The organism is Pseudomonas sp. PGPR40 (genome assembly GCF_022014505.1).
In the GTDB taxonomy this organism is placed as follows: Bacteria; Pseudomonadota; Gammaproteobacteria; order Pseudomonadales; family Pseudomonadaceae; genus Aquipseudomonas.
Genome location: NZ_JAKLSP010000037.1, coordinates 16,530 through 32,236 on the forward strand (window position 1 = coordinate 16,530; position 15,707 = coordinate 32,236).

The window sequence follows — 15,707 nt, forward strand, 5'->3', positions numbered from 1 at the left end:
AATCGGCGCCAATTTATAGCTCTTTTGCGACGTTACTCCCTTGGGCACGAAGATAGCGCTGCAAGGCGGCCAGAGAGTCCGGGCAATAAGGCTTCTGCGTGATTTCCAGCAGAACCTGATCGATCGGAATGAAGCGCGCTTCAAGCACTTCTTCCGGCTGCAGGATCAACGGGCCGTCCCACACCGCCGAAAACGCCGAACACCAGAGTCGGTTGCCGGTGTCCTCGAAGAAAAAGTGATCATGGGCAGTCAGTTCCACACCGCTCACGCCCAGCTCTTCTTCCAGCTCACGGGCCGCCGACTCGGCGTAAGTCTCGGTGGCCAGCACCATGCCGCCGGCCGCCACATCCCAGTAACCGGGGTATATTGCTTTGCTCAGGGTGCGCCGGTGTACGCACAGCTCACCGGCAGAATTGAACAGCATGATGTAGGTGCCGCGCCCGATAAGCTCGCGTTCGCGCAGGTCGGAGCGGACCAGAGCGCCGAGCAGGTTGTCCTGCTCGTCAACCCAGGCGATCTGTTCGGCATCCGAGGCCGCGCGGTGGGCGGCCTCACGCAGGCTATCGATGGAACTATCAGCCATGACTCAACCCTGATTGAGCAATTGACGCAAATCGATCACCGCGGCGTTGGCCCGGGAGATGTAGTTGGCCATGACCAGCGAGTGGTTGGCCAGCACACCGAAGCCGCTGCCGTTGAGGATCATCGGGCTCCAGACCGGCTCTTGCGAAGCCTCCAGCTCACGTATGATCTGGCGCACGCTGACCGTGGCGTTTTTCTTCGCCAGCACATCGGCGAAGTCGACTTCGATGGCGCGCAGCAAGTGGGACAAGGCCCAGGCCTGACCGCGGGCTTCGTAGAACACGTTATCGATCTGCAGCCAGGGGGTTTCGACGACTTCTTCGTCAACCTGCGGCACCTGACCAAGCGCCGGGACTTCGGTTTTCAATGCGGTGTTGAGCTTGACCCGGCCGACACTGGCCGACAGCCGTTGCGACAGCGAACCCAAACGGGTTCCCACATCACCCAGCCAGTTGTTCAGGTTGTCGGCGCGGGCATAGAACAGTGCGCTTTTCTGGTCAGGCCCCGACAGACGTGCCTGATAGCGGCTCAGGGAGTTGATGCCTTCCAGGTACTCGGATTCACTGGATGGCAGCACCCAGCTTTTGTTGTCGAAGTTGAAACGCGGCTCGGCCTTGGCCAGGTCGGCGTCTTCGGCCGATTGTGACTGGGAACGGGCGAAGTCTTTACGCAGCGCACGGCTCAGGTCCCGGACCTGGACCAGCACGCCATATTCCCAGCTCGGCATGTTGTCCATCCATAGGCCTGGCGGGAAACGGTCGTTGGAAATATAGCCGCCCGGTTTGGTCAGCAAAGTACCGGCGACGGTCTTGAGGGTTTCCACCGTGGTGTACCCGACAACCATCTGCTTGCCTTCTTTCTCGGCCGCCACCTGGGCATTCTGCTGAACCGGGAACAGCGCCGGTTCCTGGCTCCAGTACCAGCCCAGCGCGATCGCTACCAGCAGGTAAAGAACGATCAGCGTAGCCAACGCCCGGCTGAACAACAGGCCGCCAAGATAACTGCGGGTGGCCGATTTTGGTTCAGCGGCACGCTCAGGCGCGCTGCCTGTGCGGTTCTTCCAGTCCAGCATGGCGATATCCTTTCAATCACTTGAGTTCATCGGTTCGACCACAACCCTACGCCATCGTGCGTCATTTGCCGCGCATTAAATCCTGCGCGTCACAGCGAGCCACACAATGACTGCAATCGAGTCGCCACTATAAATGAAGCACAGCGTTGAGCCTATGAGCCCAGTCGGTCAGAAACTGAATGAAGTCGCTTTGCAGATTATTGACATACGACACTCATGCGATCGAAAAGAGGTGCTAGCATAGAGCCACCAGTCGATCTCAGCATGCACCCTAACTAGTAGTCAGGATATGACCGAGCCAGAAGACCCCAGCCGTGAGCGCCTCAAGCACCACTTTGCCCAGCGGGTAATTCATCAGGCACGTCAGATTCTTGAGATATGGCAACGCCTGCAACGCAACGAATGGTCCACCACCGACTTGTCGGAGCTGAGTGAGGCCAATCTGCGTCTGCTGCGCTTTGCCGAACGTTTCGAACAACCGGAACACAGCCAACTGGCGCGCCACATCGGCCAGTCGCTGGAAGCGGTCGACGCCAATCGCGGACGCTTGAGCAGCGGACTGATCACCGACCTCAATCGCCTGATGCAGCGTCTGTCCCGCACCGGCCTGCGTCATGGTGATCAGCTCGAGCAAACCTTTCTGCCGCCGCTGCGCAAGCCGATCTACGTGATGCTGCAGGATCATGACCGGGCCGAGCGGCTGGCCAAACAACTTGAATTCTTCGGGCTCAGCGCTCAATCCCTCGACAGTGTCGCCGCGTTCCACGCCGCGATGGTCGAGCGCTTGCCGGCGGCGATTGTCATGGACGTCGACTTCAGTGGCGCCGGCATCGGCCTGAAACTGGCGGCCGAAGCCCAGGAAGGCCTCGATCAGCCCTTGCCGCTGTTGTTTTTCAGCCTGCACGAAACCGATACCCCGACCCGTCTCGCCGCTGTGCGCGCCGGCGGCCAGGAATTTCTCACCGGCACCCTCGAAGCGTCGAGCCTGCTGGAAAAGATTGAAGTACTGACCTGTGTCGCTCAGTACGAACCTTATAAAGTGCTGATCATTGACGACTCCCGCGCCCAGGCTTTGCATACCGAACGCCTGCTCAACAGCGCCGGGATCATCACACGGACCTTGATCGAGCCGATCCAGGCCATGGCCGAACTGGCGGACTTCCAGCCGGACCTGATCATCCTCGACATGTACATGCCGGCCTGCACCGGCACTGAACTGGCCAAGGTGATCCGGCACAACGACCGCTATGTCAGCGTGCCGATCATTTATCTGTCAGCCGAAGACGATCTGGACAAGCAGCTCGACGCCATGAGCGAGGGCGGCGACGACTTCCTGACCAAGCCGATCAGGTCGCGACACCTGATCACCACCGTACGCAACCGAGCGGCGCGGGCGCGCAATCTGAAGGCGCGGATGGTGCGTGACAGCCTGACCGGTTTGTATAACCACACCCACATTCTGCAATTGCTCGAAGACTGTTCATTCCGCGCCCGTCGCGAAAATAAACCGCTGAGCTTTGCGATGCTCGATATTGACCACTTCAAACGGGTCAACGACAGCCACGGCCATCCCATGGGTGACCGCGTGATCAAGAGCCTGGCGCTGTTTCTCAAACAACGGTTGCGCAAGACCGATTTCATCGGCCGTTACGGCGGCGAAGAGTTCGCCATCGTCATGCCGGACACTGATATCGAGTCGGCCTACAAGGTGCTCGATGAAATCCGTCAGCGCTTTGCCGAAATTCACTACCCGGCTCAGCCCCAGGACCTTTGGTGCACCTTCAGTGCCGGCGTCGTCGAACTGCGCGAAGACTCCGACAGCCTGCTGATGGCCAGCCAGGCGGACGAGGCGCTGTACCGTGCGAAGAACGCCGGACGTAACCGCGTACACGCCGCGCGGGAGTCAAAGCAAAGTGCCACTTTTTCATCGGAATCGACCCATTCGGTCATAACTCTGTAATAGAAACGCAATAACTTCAGGCACTTACCATTCTGCCGTTGGTAGACCATGATGCGTCTGAAGCTGTTGACCAATCTCAATACCCTCCTTTTGGTCGCCGTGTGCGTGGCCCTTGGCGCCACGCTCTGGTGGTCGCAAAAAGCTCTGGAGCGCCCCTATCTATTGATGGAGCGTTATCTGGGACTGTCTCAGCAATTTCAAAATGAAGTGGCGCGCAACGTCGAGGATTACCTGGCCAGCGGCGATGCCCTGCGCCTGAGCAGCGCCAGCCAGTCTATCGACGCCTTGCAAAAGGAACTGAGTGAGTTGCCACCGGCATTGGCCGACACCTTGCGCCCGAGCCTGACGAATCTGAATGAATTCAGCAAAACCGACCTGTTGGCTGCCGGCAAACTCGCCGGTGACCCGCAAGCATTGTTGCTGCAAGCCGAACGCGAACTCGGCGCCAGCCTCGACCAGCTCAGCCAATACGCCAGCGGTAATGCGGCGTACCTGACGCCTTTGCTCACTGCGTCCCAACACTTGGGCAAGCTGTCTCTGGCTCGGGGCAAACTGGTCAGCAGCGGTCGCAGTGAACTGGCCGCCGATGTCGAACGCGAAGTCGCCAACATCCGCACTCCAGCCGAGCAACTGGACGCTTTACCGCTGCTTGGCGTGACCGCCAGTACCGAATCGAACACCGATGATTTCGCAGCGATGATGGGTTTGGAGAACACTGAAAAAGCCGTCGCCGAAGATGCCGGCATCGGCCTCAAGCGCGAACTCAATAGCCTGCTCACCCGCTACCCTTCGGAACTGGCGCGCACTCGCGAACAAATCCAGAAACGCGTCGACCTCAGCGCCGCGACGCACCTGAAAATCACCGCCGTGCAGCAGGCGATTGCCGGGCTGGAACCGGTGGTGCGCGCCCAGCACGGGCAAATCCAGAACGAAGTGCGGCTGATGCAAGGGGTGATGATCGGGCTGATCCTGTTGATCGCATTGCTCATCGATACCTTGCAGCGACGCCTGGCCCGAACCCTGACCAATCTCGCCCCGGCGCTTTCGACTTGGGCCGAAGGTGACTTCAGCCGCGACATTCAACTGGGCGCGACCAACCGCGAACTGCATGACATTCAAGCCTCGCTCAATCGCTTGCGCGCCTATCTGGTCGACCTGGTCGGCACCATTCGCCTCAACGCCGAACAAGTCGCCGGCAGCAGCCGAACGCTGGCCGAATTGAGCAATGACCTGCACAGTGGCGCCGAGCATCAGGCCGGCGACACCGCGTTGATCCGCGATTCTCTCGGTGAACTCGAAGCGACGATTCAACAAGTCGCCGGTGACGCCAGCCAGGCCGCCGATGCCAGTCGTCATGCAGGACTGGCGGTGGAACACGGTCAGAAAGTGATCGGCCTGAGCCTCACCGGGCTGCATGCGCTGGTGGGTGAAGTGCAAGGCAATGCACAGATGATCGAACATCTGGCCGAAGAGTCGGCGACCATCGGCGGCGTACTGACGGTGATCCGCTCGATTGCCGACCAGACCAACCTGCTGGCCCTGAACGCCGCCATTGAAGCGGCCCGCGCCGGAGAAATGGGCCGAGGGTTTGCGGTAGTGGCTGAAGAGGTTCGCTCACTGGCGCAACGCACTGCCGGAGCGACAGCAGAGATTCAGACGTTGATTGCCGGCCTGCAAACCGCCGCCCGGCAATCGGTCGAAGGCATGCGTGCTCAGGTTGAACACGCCGAAGCTACGGCCAATCAGGCTCAGGCGGCCGATGGCGCTCTGGATAAAATCGTCGGGGCGATCCAGACCATTTCCGACACCGCCGTGCGCATCGCCGATGTCACTGCCCAACAGAGCGGCGCGGTCAGCGAAATTCGCGATCACAGTGAACGGATTCACCAATTGGGTGGGGATAACTTGCTGCGCATCGGCGAGGGACGGGAGCAAGGGGAGAATTTGTTGGTGTTGGGTGGAAGACTTCATACCGCCGTTCAAGCCTTCCGCGTCTGACAGTTTCTCTTCCCAATGATCGTTCCCACGCTCTGCGTGGGAATGCCTCAATGGACGCTCTGCGTCCGCTGTTGGGACGCAGAGCGTCCCGGGCTGCATTCCCACGCAGAGCGTGGGAACGATCATGCCTCCTGCATACCCCTCCGACGTCCGCTATCATGCCCACACTTTCGATACGCGAGATTGTCATGCGCCGTTTGCTCTGCCTGCTGTTTTTTGTGCTCGCCCTGCCGGCTTCCGCCGCCGGGTTGCTGGACAGTCGGCCCAGTTCCACTCTGGGCTCGATCAACAACAGCGCCGATTTTTTGCCGGTGCGCGAAGCCTTTCAATTGAGCCTGGTAGAAAGCACGCCGCAATCGATCAAGCTGCATTTCGTCGCTACCGAGGGTTATTACCTCTATCGCCATCGCTTCCAGTTTCGGACCGAACCGGCTGACGTTGGCCTCGGCGCAGCGCAACTGCCCAAGGGCGAACAAAAGCACGATGAGTACTTCGGCGACGTCGAGGTGTACCACGGGATTCTCGATATAGAACTGCCGCGCACCGACTCGCGCGCCTTTACCCTGGCCGTGACCTATCAGGGCTGCGCCGACAAAGGCCTGTGCTATCCACCCGAGACCGAGCGCCTGAGTATTGATGGCAGCGGTGCCGCGACTGCCGCCTGGAGCTGGCGCGAACTGGCGCTATTTTTCCTCGCAGGGGTTGGCCTTACCTTCACTCCCTGCGTACTGCCGATGCTGCCGATCCTTTCCGGAGTGGTCCTGCGTGGGCAGGTCGGTGGTTTACGCGGCTTCAATCTGTCGCTGGCTTATGTGCTGCCGATGGCCCTCTGTTTCGCCCTGCTCGGTGCCTTGATGGGAATGTTCGGCGCGCAGCTGAATCTTCAGGCGCGCTTGCAGTCGGTCTGGGTGCTGGTGCCGTTCGCGATGTTTTTCGCAGTATTTGCCCTGGCCATGTTTGGCGTCTTCGAACTGAAACTGCCCTACGCCATCAGCAGCCGCCTGGACCGGATTGCCGGGCGTACCGAAGGCGGCTCGCTGTGGGGCGCGGCGGTGCTGGGCGTGGTGTCGAGCCTGCTGGTTTCACCGTGTGTCTCGGCACCACTGGCCGGCGCGCTGCTATATATCAGCGCCAGCGGCGATGCTCTGGGCGGCGGATTGAAATTGTTCATGCTCGGCCTGGGCATGGGTGCGCCGCTGTTACTGGTGGCGACCGGCGGCGCGGCCTGGCTGCCGAAAAGCGGTCCGTGGCTGATCTACGTGAAAAACGCCATTGGTGTGCTGCTACTGGGGCTGGCGATCGCTTTGCTCAGCCGGGTATTGCCAGGCCAGATCACCTTGCTGTTGATTGGCTTGCTCGCCGGTGGGGTCGGGTTGTTTATGGGCGCGTTGGAGTTCGTCTATAAACCGCCGAGAAAACGTCTGGGGCAATTGCTCGGGATGCTCCTGCTGTTTTATGCCCTGGCCTGTTGGTACGGCGCGTTCAGCGGCCAGACCGATCCGCTCAACCCCATTGGCCAACCGCGTATCGTCGTGGGCAACGGTCAACCGCAAATCGTCGGCAACTGGCAAACCATCACCACTCCAGCCGAACTGGACCGCGTACTCGCCGAAGCCAAATCCTCGGGCACGCCACTGCTGCTCGACTGGTACGCCGACTGGTGCATCAGTTGCAAAGTCATCGAACACGAAGTCCTCAACGATGCCAAGGTCGTCGAACGCCTCAAAGGTTATCGATTGATCCGTTTCGACATCACCGCCAGCAACGCCGAACAACGTGCCTTGCTCGACCGCTACAAGCTGTTCGGCCCGCCGGCGCTGATGTTTTTCGGCAAGGATGGCGTCGAACGTACCGATGTGCGAGTGATCGGCGAGATCAGTGCGAAAAACTTCGCCGAACGTGTTGCACAAGTAAATGACCGGATTTAATCACCCGGTCACATATTTCGCGCAAACATCGGCCATCGTGCTGGCTATTGCATAGAACTGGACAGTCACAAAGGCTTTGCGGCATAGTCGCGGGGTTCTGACAATTGCACACAGATCACAAAGGAGCAGCAGATGGCGACCCTATTGGTTTTACACGGCCCCAACCTGAACCTGCTCGGCACCCGGGAACCGGGCGTCTACGGTGCAACCACCCTGACGCAGATCAACCAGGACCTGGAACAGCGGGCGCGCAATGCCGGCCACCATTTGCTTTACCTGCAAAGCAACGCCGAATACGAATTGATCGACCGCATCCACGCCGCTCGCGACGAAGGTGTGGACTTCATTCTGATCAATCCAGCAGCTTTTACGCATACAAGTGTCGCTTTACGTGACGCGCTGCTGGCAGTGAGCATCCCATTCATCGAAGTGCATTTGTCTAACGTGCATAAACGCGAACCTTTCCGCCATCACTCTTACTTCTCCGACGTAGCGGTGGGAGTGATCTGCGGCCTTGGCGCCAGCGGTTATCGACTGGCCCTGGAGGCCGCACTAGAGCAGCTTGAAAGACAGGCAACGGCTTGAACAACAAGCGTTAAACGCCCCTGACCGACCCTTGGGAGTTGATGATTCATGGATATCCGTAAAGTTAAGAAACTGATCGAATTGCTGGAAGAGTCCGGTATCGACGAGCTCGAGATCAAGGAAGGCGAAGAGTCCGTACGCATCAGCCGTCACAGCAAGACGCCGGCTCAGCAGTACTACGCTCCGGCTCCGATGCATGCGCCGGCGCCGGCGCCTGTTGCTGCAGCTCCGGTTGCCGCTGCTGCCGCCCCTGCAGCTCCGGCTGCGCCGACGCTGAACGGCAACGTTTCCCGTTCGCCGATGGTCGGCACTTTCTATCGCAAATCTTCGCCAAGCTCGCCGTCCTTCGTTGAAGTCGGCCAGACCGTGAAGAAAGGCGATACCCTGTGCATCGTCGAAGCCATGAAGATGATGAACCACATCGAAGCCGATTTCAGCGGTGTGATCGAATCCATCCTCGTCGAAGACGGCCAGCCGGTTGAGTACGACCAACCGCTGTTCACCATCGTTTGAATCGTGGAGAGCCTTTGATGACTGCGAAGTTGGAAAAAGTTCTGATCGCCAACCGCGGTGAGATCGCCCTGCGGATTCTGCGCGCTTGCAAAGAGATGGGCATCAAGACTGTCGCCGTTTACTCCAAGGCCGACAAAGAGCTGATGCACCTGGGCCTGGCAGATGAATCCGTCTGCATCGGTCCGGCCTCGGCCGCGCACTCTTACCTGCACATTCCGGCCATCATCGCCGCCGCCGAAGTGACCGGCGCTACCGCCATTCACCCAGGCTACGGTTTCCTTGCGGAAAACGCTGACTTTGCCGAACAGGTCGAGAACTCGGGCTTCGCGTTCATTGGCCCGAAAGCCGAGACCATTCGCCTGATGGGTGACAAGGTATCGGCCAAGCACGCCATGATCGCCGCGGGCGTTCCAACCGTTCCGGGTTCCGACGGCCCACTGCCTGAAGACGAAGAAACCGCGCTGCGTATCGGTCGCGAAGTGGGTTATCCGGTGATCATCAAAGCCGCTGGCGGTGGTGGTGGTCGCGGCATGCGCGTCGTGCACAAGGAAGAAGACCTGATTTCCTCGGCGAAATTGACCCGCTCCGAAGCAGGCGCAGCGTTCGGCAACCCGATGGTCTATCTGGAAAAATTCCTGACCAACCCACGTCACGTGGAAGTTCAGGTACTTTCCGACGGTCAGGGCCACGCGATCCATCTGGGCGACCGCGATTGCTCGCTGCAACGTCGTCACCAGAAGGTTCTCGAAGAAGCGCCGGCACCGGGCATCGACGAGAACGCGCGCGAGGAAGTCCTCGCCCGCTGCGTCAGGGCTTGCATCGACATCGGCTACCGTGGCGCCGGCACCTTCGAGTTCCTTTACGAGAATGGCCATTTCTACTTCATCGAGATGAACACTCGTGTCCAGGTAGAGCACCCGGTATCGGAAATGGTCACCGGCATCGATATCGTCAAGGAGATGCTCAGCATCGCCGCCGGCAACAAACTGTCGTTCACCCAGAATGACGTGGTCATCCGCGGTCACGCGTTGGAATGCCGGATCAACGCCGAAGACCCGAAAACGTTCATGCCGAGCCCAGGCACGGTCAAGCATTTCCACGCGCCAGGCGGCAACGGCGTTCGCGTCGATTCGCACCTGTACAGTGGTTATGCCGTTCCGCCGAACTACGATTCGTTGATCGGCAAGCTGATCACCTACGGCGCAACCCGTGACGAAGCCATGGCGCGCATGCGCAATGCACTGGACGAAATCGTAGTCGACGGGATCAAGACCAACATCCCGCTGCACCGCGATCTGGTCCGTGATGAAGGCTTCTGCAAAGGTGGTGTGAACATTCACTACCTCGAGCACAAGCTGGCTGGCGAAAAGCATTAAGCTTTAGCCCGATCAACAAAGCCGCCTTCTGGCGGCTTTGTTGTTTCTGAAGGTTTCATCCATCCCCGTGGGGCTTAACTGACAGGCACGAGTCTGTCCGGGCTGACTATAATCGCGCCTTAATCAGCGCAACGCCGACAAACCAGAGCCCGCCCATGCCTGAAAAACTACCAATCAATCTGAACGACCTGCTGCGCCAGCGGACAGTCGAGGGTGAGCGAATCGAATACAAAACGGGTTGGAATCCTGATCCGATCATTCGCACGCTCTGCGCCTTCGCCAATGACTTTGAAAACCTGGGTGGTGGTTACGTGGTGATTGGGCAGGATTGCGACGCCAACGGTCAGCCGATCTTTCCTCCAGCGGGCCTTGCCGACAACGTTCTCGACAAGATTCAGCTTGAATTGCTGGCGGCTTGCCAATCGATTCAACCGGCCTACTTTCCGGTGCTGAGTGTAGAAGAGGTCGAAGGTCGCAAGTTGATCGTACTGTGGGCGCCGGGCGGACAAAATCGCCCCTATAAAGCGCCCGCCGCAGTGATGGCCAAACACAGGAGTTTGCACTACTACATTCGTCGCTACAGCAGCACAGTGGAGGCCAAAGGCGAAACCGAACAGGAGCTCTTGAGCCTGGCTGCCAAGGTGCCTTTCGATGATCGCTTCCACCTGGGTGCACGTGTCAGCGATCTGTCCAAACCTCTGATGCAAAGCTTTCTGCAGGAAGTGGGCAGCCCCCTCGCCAACGACGCAGACAACCTGTCTATCGAGGCGCTGGGCCGAAAAATGAACGTCGTGGGCGGCCCGACCGAGTCGCCGTGGCCCAAGAATGTTGGCCTGATGTTTTTCAGCTCCTCTCCCGAGCGATTCTTTCCCGGCACGCAGATTGATGTGCTGTGGTTTCCCGAAGGTGCGGGTGGCGACCGTTTTGATGAAAAGGTCTTCAAGGGCCCTTTGGCTGCCATTACCCGTGAGGCGCTGGCTTATATCCAGCGCAACTACCTGCATGAAACGGTGATCAAACACCCAGACCGTGCCGAGGCCACACGGGTCTGGAATTTCCCTTTCGCAGCGATTGAAGAAGCGCTGGTCAACGCCGTTTATCACCGATCCTATGAGGAACGCGAACCGATAGAGGTCCGCATCAGCCAGGAAGAGTTGGTGATTTTGAGCTTTCCAGGGCCAGACCGATCGATTCGAATGGAGGACCTGCGGATAGGCCGCGCTGTGAGCCGCCGCTACCGTAACCGGCGAATTGGTGAGTTCTTGAAAGAGCTGGACCTGACCGAAGGCCGTTCGACGGGCATCCCCAAAATTCTCAAGGTCATGGCCGCCAACGGCTCGCCTGCGCCGCTATTTGAAACCGACGATGAGCGGATTTCGTACGTCGTACGGTTGCCCGCACACCCTCAGTCCCAGAGCACAGAAGTCAGGGCCGGGGAAGTCACCATGGAAGTCACCATGGAAGTCACCATGGAAGTCACCATGGAAGTCGCTGCGTTGTTGAGCGTCATCGATGGCGATATGAGCAGGCAAGAACTTCAAACAGCCATGAACCTGAAGAACGCCGACCATTTTCGCAAGGCCTACATATTGCCGGCCATTGCTGCCGGGGTTCTTGAAATGACGCTGCCTGAACAACCCAACAGCCGTCTGCAACGTTATCGCCTGACGAACCAAGGTCGGCAATGGCTCAAAGCCAATGGTGCAAGGAACCGGCATTAAAATGTGATCCAGACCAACAAGGCCGCTTTCGATCGGCTTTGTTGTTTCTGAGGATTGCCTCCGCCCTTGTAGGAGCGAGGCTTGCCCGCGAACCAGACGCCGCGGTGCATCAGCAGTACCGAGGCGCGCCCTTCGCGGGCAAGCCTCGCTCCTACAAAGAGCACTTGTCGTCTTCTGCCTCGCGCTCGCGTAAACTTGCGCGTTCTCGCAGCCGCCAGGCTGCAATCTATATTTTTCAAAGGTGCCCGCCATGCCTTGGCTGCAAGTCCGTCTCGCCATCAGCCCAGAACAAGCCGAAACCTACGAAGACGCTTTCCTTGAAGTGGGCGCCGTGTCGGTGACTTTCATGGACGCCGAAGATCAGCCGATTTTCGAGCCGGAACTCAATACCACCCCGCTGTGGTCGCACACGCACCTGCTGGCCTTGTTCGAAGGCGGCACCGAAGCTGCCAGCGTACTGGCCCACCTCGAGTTGCTGACCGGCAGCCCGCTGCCCGAGCATCACAGCGAAGTCATCGAAGACCAGGACTGGGAACGCAGCTGGATGGACGGTTTCCAGCCGATGCGTTTCGGTCAGCGCCTGTGGATCGTCCCGAGCTGGCACGCCGCGCCTGAGCCTGACGCAGTGAACTTGCTGCTGGACCCGGGCCTGGCGTTTGGCACCGGCACTCACCCGACCACCGCGCTGTGCCTGGAATGGCTCGACGGTCAGGACCTGAAAGATTGCAACGTGCTCGACTTCGGCTGCGGCTCAGGGATTTTGGCGATTGCCGCCCTGTTGCTGGGCGCCAAGGAAGCCGTCGGCACCGACATCGACGTGCAGGCGCTGGAAGCTTCTCGCGACAATGCCGGGCGCAACAACATTGCCGACGAACGCTTCCCGCTGTATCTGCCGCAAGACCTGCCACAGGTTCAGGCCGACGTGCTGGTGGCCAATATTCTTGCCGGCCCGCTGGTTTCGCTGGCGCCGCAACTGTCCAGCCTGGTCAAGCCGGGCGGTCGTTTGGCGCTGTCGGGCATCCTTGCCGAACAAGGTGAAGAAGTCGCCGCCGCCTATGCCCAGGACTTCGATCTGGATCCGATTGCCAATCGCGACGGCTGGGTACGCATTACTGGCCGTCGGCGCTAGAATGAGCGCCTGCATAAACCGGATGGCCGCATGACCGACAGTTTCGTCACCCAGTGCCCGCATTGCCAAACCAGCTTCCGCGTCAGCCATGCTCAGTTGAGCGTGGCCCGTGGAGTGGTTCGTTGCGGCTCGTGCTTGCAGGTGTTCAACGCCGCCAGGCAGTTACTCGAGCAGCGGGCCGGCAAGGAGACGGTCAAACCGGTTGCACCGGCGCCCGCCGAACCGCCCGTGCAGCGAGCCATCAGCCAAAAGCAATGGACCGCAGCAGAAATGGATCTGGACAGCCTGGATCTGGACGAAGAGCTCGCCCGGCTTGAACAGCGGGAGATCCAGCCGACGACGGAATTCATCCGGCCCCGCGAAGACAGCCTTAGCGCCCGCCGTGATACCGCCGAGCACGACGAAGCCCCTTGGTCCGACAGTCTCTTCAGTGAATCGGCCGCCGATCGCGCACAAACCGTCGACGTGCCTATACCAGAACCGACGATCGAGCCGAGCAAACACTCGCGCACCGAGCCTTCGCTGTCCCTGGAGCCCGTGGAGCCGGACGACGAACCGCAGATACAACAACTGCGCCTGCACGACCCGCTCGACGCACCGATTCCATTCGCAGGCCTGTCGGCGACTCCCGATGAGATCGACGATGACCTGCCCTCGGTCGAGCCTTTGCGCAAGCGCCGCGAACGCAACGAACCCTCCATGCGCGCGCAAGCGCTGGAAGATCTGACCGACGACCCGTTGCAACTGGATTGGCAAAAACGTCGCTCCCCCTGGGGCCGGCGCTTTTTCTGGCTGCTGCTGATCCTGCTCGGCGCCGCCGGCCTCGCCGGCCAATATGTCGCCTACCACTTTGACGAATTGGCACGCCAGGACCAATACCGTCCGTGGTTCCAGCAACTGTGCCCGCACATCGGCTGTACCGTGCCGTCCAAGGTCGACATCGGGAAAGTCAAAAGCAGCAACCTGGTAGTCCGCAGCCATCCGGACTTCAATGGGGCACTGGTGGTCGATGCCATCATCTATAACCGAGCGCCCTTTTCCCAGCCCTTCCCGCTGCTGGAGTTGCGCTTTGCCGACCTCAACGGCCATCTGATCGCCAGCCGCCGCTTCAAGCCTGGCGAGTACCTCAACGGCGACCTCGAAGGCCTGGCGGAAATGCCGCCACAAACGCCGATCCACATCGCGCTGGACATTCTCGATCCAGGCTCCAAAGCAGTGAACTACAGCCTGAGCTTTCATTCCCCCGAGTGAAACGCTCAAGCGTTACGGGCTTGACGGCAGTTTTCTGACTTTGACGGCTCAACCAAACCGCTGGCAATAACAGAATAACTGTTCAGATTTTGTTCAATTCAGCCTTTATCCAGTCATCGAGAGCGGGTATCATGCCAACCCTTTTTCGAACTCTCATGATCCGGCCCCACAACAGGGAAGTCCTATGTCGGCGGTACGCATCGGTCCATATACATTGCACAACGGCTTGATTCTCGCCCCCATGGCGGGCGTCACCGATCAGCCCTTTCGTCAGCTGTGCAAGCGACTGGGCGCGGGTCTTGTAGTCTCGGAAATGGTCACCAGCGACATGAGCTTGTGGAACACCCGCAAATCGCGGATGCGCATGATCCACGAAGGTGATCCCGAGCCCCGCTCGGTACAGATCGCCGGCGGAGATGCACAGATGCTGGCGGATGCAGCCCGGGCCAACGTTGAATTGGGCGCACAGATTATTGATATCAACATGGGCTGTCCGGCGAAGAAGGTCTGCAACAAGGCCGCCGGTTCCGCCCTGTTGAAGGATGAAGCATTGGTGACCGAGATCCTGCAGGCCGTGGTGGCCGCAGTCGATGTGCCGGTCACCCTGAAGATCCGCACCGGCTGGGACCGGGCGAACAAGAACGGCCTGACCGTGGCGAAGATCGCCGAACAGGCAGGCATTACGGCATTGGCGGTACATGGCCGCACCCGTGCCGATTTGTACACAGGCGTTGCCGAATACGACACCATTGCCGCGATCAAGCAGGCGGTGTCGATTCCGGTCTTCGCCAATGGCGATATCGATTCACCCGAGAAGGCCCGGTACGTGCTTGACGCGACCGGTGCCGATGGCCTGTTGGTGGGTCGGGCTGCCCAGGGGCAGCCATGGATTTTTCGTGAGATCGATCATTATCTGCGTACCGGTAAAAAGCTCCCGGCACCGGAACTGATCGAGGTGGAACGTATTCTGCTTGAGCATCTGGCCGCGCTGCATGCCTTCTATGGCGACGTCATGGGCGTGCGCATAGCTCGCAAACATGTGGGCTGGTATCTCGCAACCTTGCCGGGCGCCAGGGAGTTCCGCGCCCACTTCAATCGTTTGGAAGATACGGAAGCACAATGCGCCTACGTTCGGGCGTTCTTCGCCGAACGTTACAAGAGCCTGACAGGGGACGGAGAAGGGGTGGCCGCATGACGATGATGACCGAGACTTTAGTGAGTGGAACAACACCCGTGAGCGACAACGTGAATTTGAAACAGCACCTCAATACGCCGAGCGAAGAAGGTCAGACCCTTCGCGGGAATGTCGAGAAGGCGCTGCACAATTATTTCGCCCACCTTGAGGGCGCTGCCGTCACGGATGTGTACAACCTGGTGCTCTCCGAAGTCGAGGCTCCCCTGCTCGAATGCGTGATGAACTACGTCAAGGGCAACCAGACCAAGGCCAGCGAGCTGCTTGGGCTGAACCGGGGCACCCTGCGCAAGAAACTCAAGCAGTACGATTTGCTGTAAGCATTCAATCAAACCAGAAAGGCGCCCGCGTGAAACCGGTCGCCTTTTTTGCTGACTCCTTAGCTTTTGATGGACATTGA

General features: G+C 59.5%; 12 protein-coding genes and 1 pseudogene. 11 read left to right on the forward strand and 2 right to left on the reverse strand.

The features are described 5' to 3' along the window. Positions 1-13: 13 nt before the first annotated feature. Both MEB48_RS25780 and MEB48_RS25785 read right to left on the reverse strand, forming a co-directional pair. A complete protein-coding gene (locus tag MEB48_RS25780; RefSeq protein ID WP_237886615.1) occupies positions 14-583 on the reverse strand; it encodes an NUDIX hydrolase in 570 nt (189 codons plus the stop codon). A gap of 3 nt (positions 584-586) precedes the next feature. Further along, positions 587-1,654, reverse strand: a complete 1,068-nt coding sequence (locus tag MEB48_RS25785; protein WP_008069052.1) for a DUF2333 family protein — start codon at positions 1,652-1,654, stop codon at positions 587-589. A 289-nt stretch (positions 1,655-1,943) separates the two neighbouring features. Between MEB48_RS25785 and gcbA the strand changes: the two genes are divergently transcribed. From gcbA to fis, 11 genes and pseudogenes are all read left to right on the forward strand, one after another. After that, positions 1,944-3,614 carry a diguanylate cyclase GcbA gene (gcbA, locus tag MEB48_RS25790; protein ID WP_237886616.1) on the forward strand — a complete coding sequence of 557 codons (1,671 nt, stop codon included), beginning with the start codon at positions 1,944-1,946 and terminating at the stop codon, positions 3,612-3,614. A gap of 1,491 nt (positions 3,615-5,105) precedes the next feature. Further along, a pseudogene (locus MEB48_RS29490) lies at positions 5,106-5,612 on the forward strand (methyl-accepting chemotaxis protein); the annotation flags it as partial. A gap of 188 nt (positions 5,613-5,800) precedes the next feature. Beyond that, positions 5,801-7,540 (forward strand): protein-disulfide reductase DsbD, encoded by a 1,740-nt coding sequence (locus tag MEB48_RS25800; protein WP_237886617.1) that lies wholly within the window; start codon positions 5,801-5,803, stop codon positions 7,538-7,540. A 132-nt stretch (positions 7,541-7,672) separates the two neighbouring features. Further along, a complete protein-coding gene (aroQ, locus tag MEB48_RS25805) occupies positions 7,673-8,125 on the forward strand; it encodes a type II 3-dehydroquinate dehydratase (RefSeq protein ID WP_237886618.1) in 453 nt (150 codons plus the stop codon). Between the two features lie 48 nt (positions 8,126-8,173). Beyond that, positions 8,174-8,638 (forward strand): acetyl-CoA carboxylase biotin carboxyl carrier protein, encoded by a 465-nt coding sequence (gene accB / locus MEB48_RS25810; RefSeq protein ID WP_095052957.1) that lies wholly within the window; start codon positions 8,174-8,176, stop codon positions 8,636-8,638. A 17-nt stretch (positions 8,639-8,655) separates the two neighbouring features. Next, positions 8,656-10,014, forward strand: coding sequence for an acetyl-CoA carboxylase biotin carboxylase subunit (gene accC / locus MEB48_RS25815; protein WP_237886619.1), 1,359 nt, complete (start codon positions 8,656-8,658; stop codon positions 10,012-10,014). Positions 10,015-10,169: 155 nt separating this feature from the next. Beyond that, the gene (locus tag MEB48_RS25820) at positions 10,170-11,735 is read left to right on the forward strand and encodes a Fic family protein (protein ID WP_237886620.1); all 1,566 of its coding nucleotides are present in this window, start codon (positions 10,170-10,172) and stop codon (positions 11,733-11,735) included. Positions 11,736-11,985: 250 nt separating this feature from the next. Next, positions 11,986-12,864, forward strand: a complete 879-nt coding sequence (gene prmA / locus MEB48_RS25825) for a 50S ribosomal protein L11 methyltransferase (RefSeq protein WP_237886621.1) — start codon at positions 11,986-11,988, stop codon at positions 12,862-12,864. Between the two features lie 30 nt (positions 12,865-12,894). Beyond that, on the forward strand, positions 12,895-14,115 hold the full coding sequence (locus tag MEB48_RS25830) for a DUF3426 domain-containing protein (RefSeq protein ID WP_237886622.1): 1,221 nt from the start codon (positions 12,895-12,897) through the stop codon (positions 14,113-14,115). 184 nt (positions 14,116-14,299) lie between these two features. Next, positions 14,300-15,310 carry a tRNA dihydrouridine synthase DusB gene (dusB, locus tag MEB48_RS25835; protein ID WP_237886623.1) on the forward strand — a complete coding sequence of 337 codons (1,011 nt, stop codon included), beginning with the start codon at positions 14,300-14,302 and terminating at the stop codon, positions 15,308-15,310. Further along, positions 15,307-15,627, forward strand: coding sequence for a DNA-binding transcriptional regulator Fis (gene fis, locus MEB48_RS25840; protein ID WP_030128251.1), 321 nt, complete (start codon positions 15,307-15,309; stop codon positions 15,625-15,627). Before dusB ends, fis begins: the two co-directional genes overlap by 4 nt. Positions 15,628-15,707 lie beyond the last annotated feature (80 nt).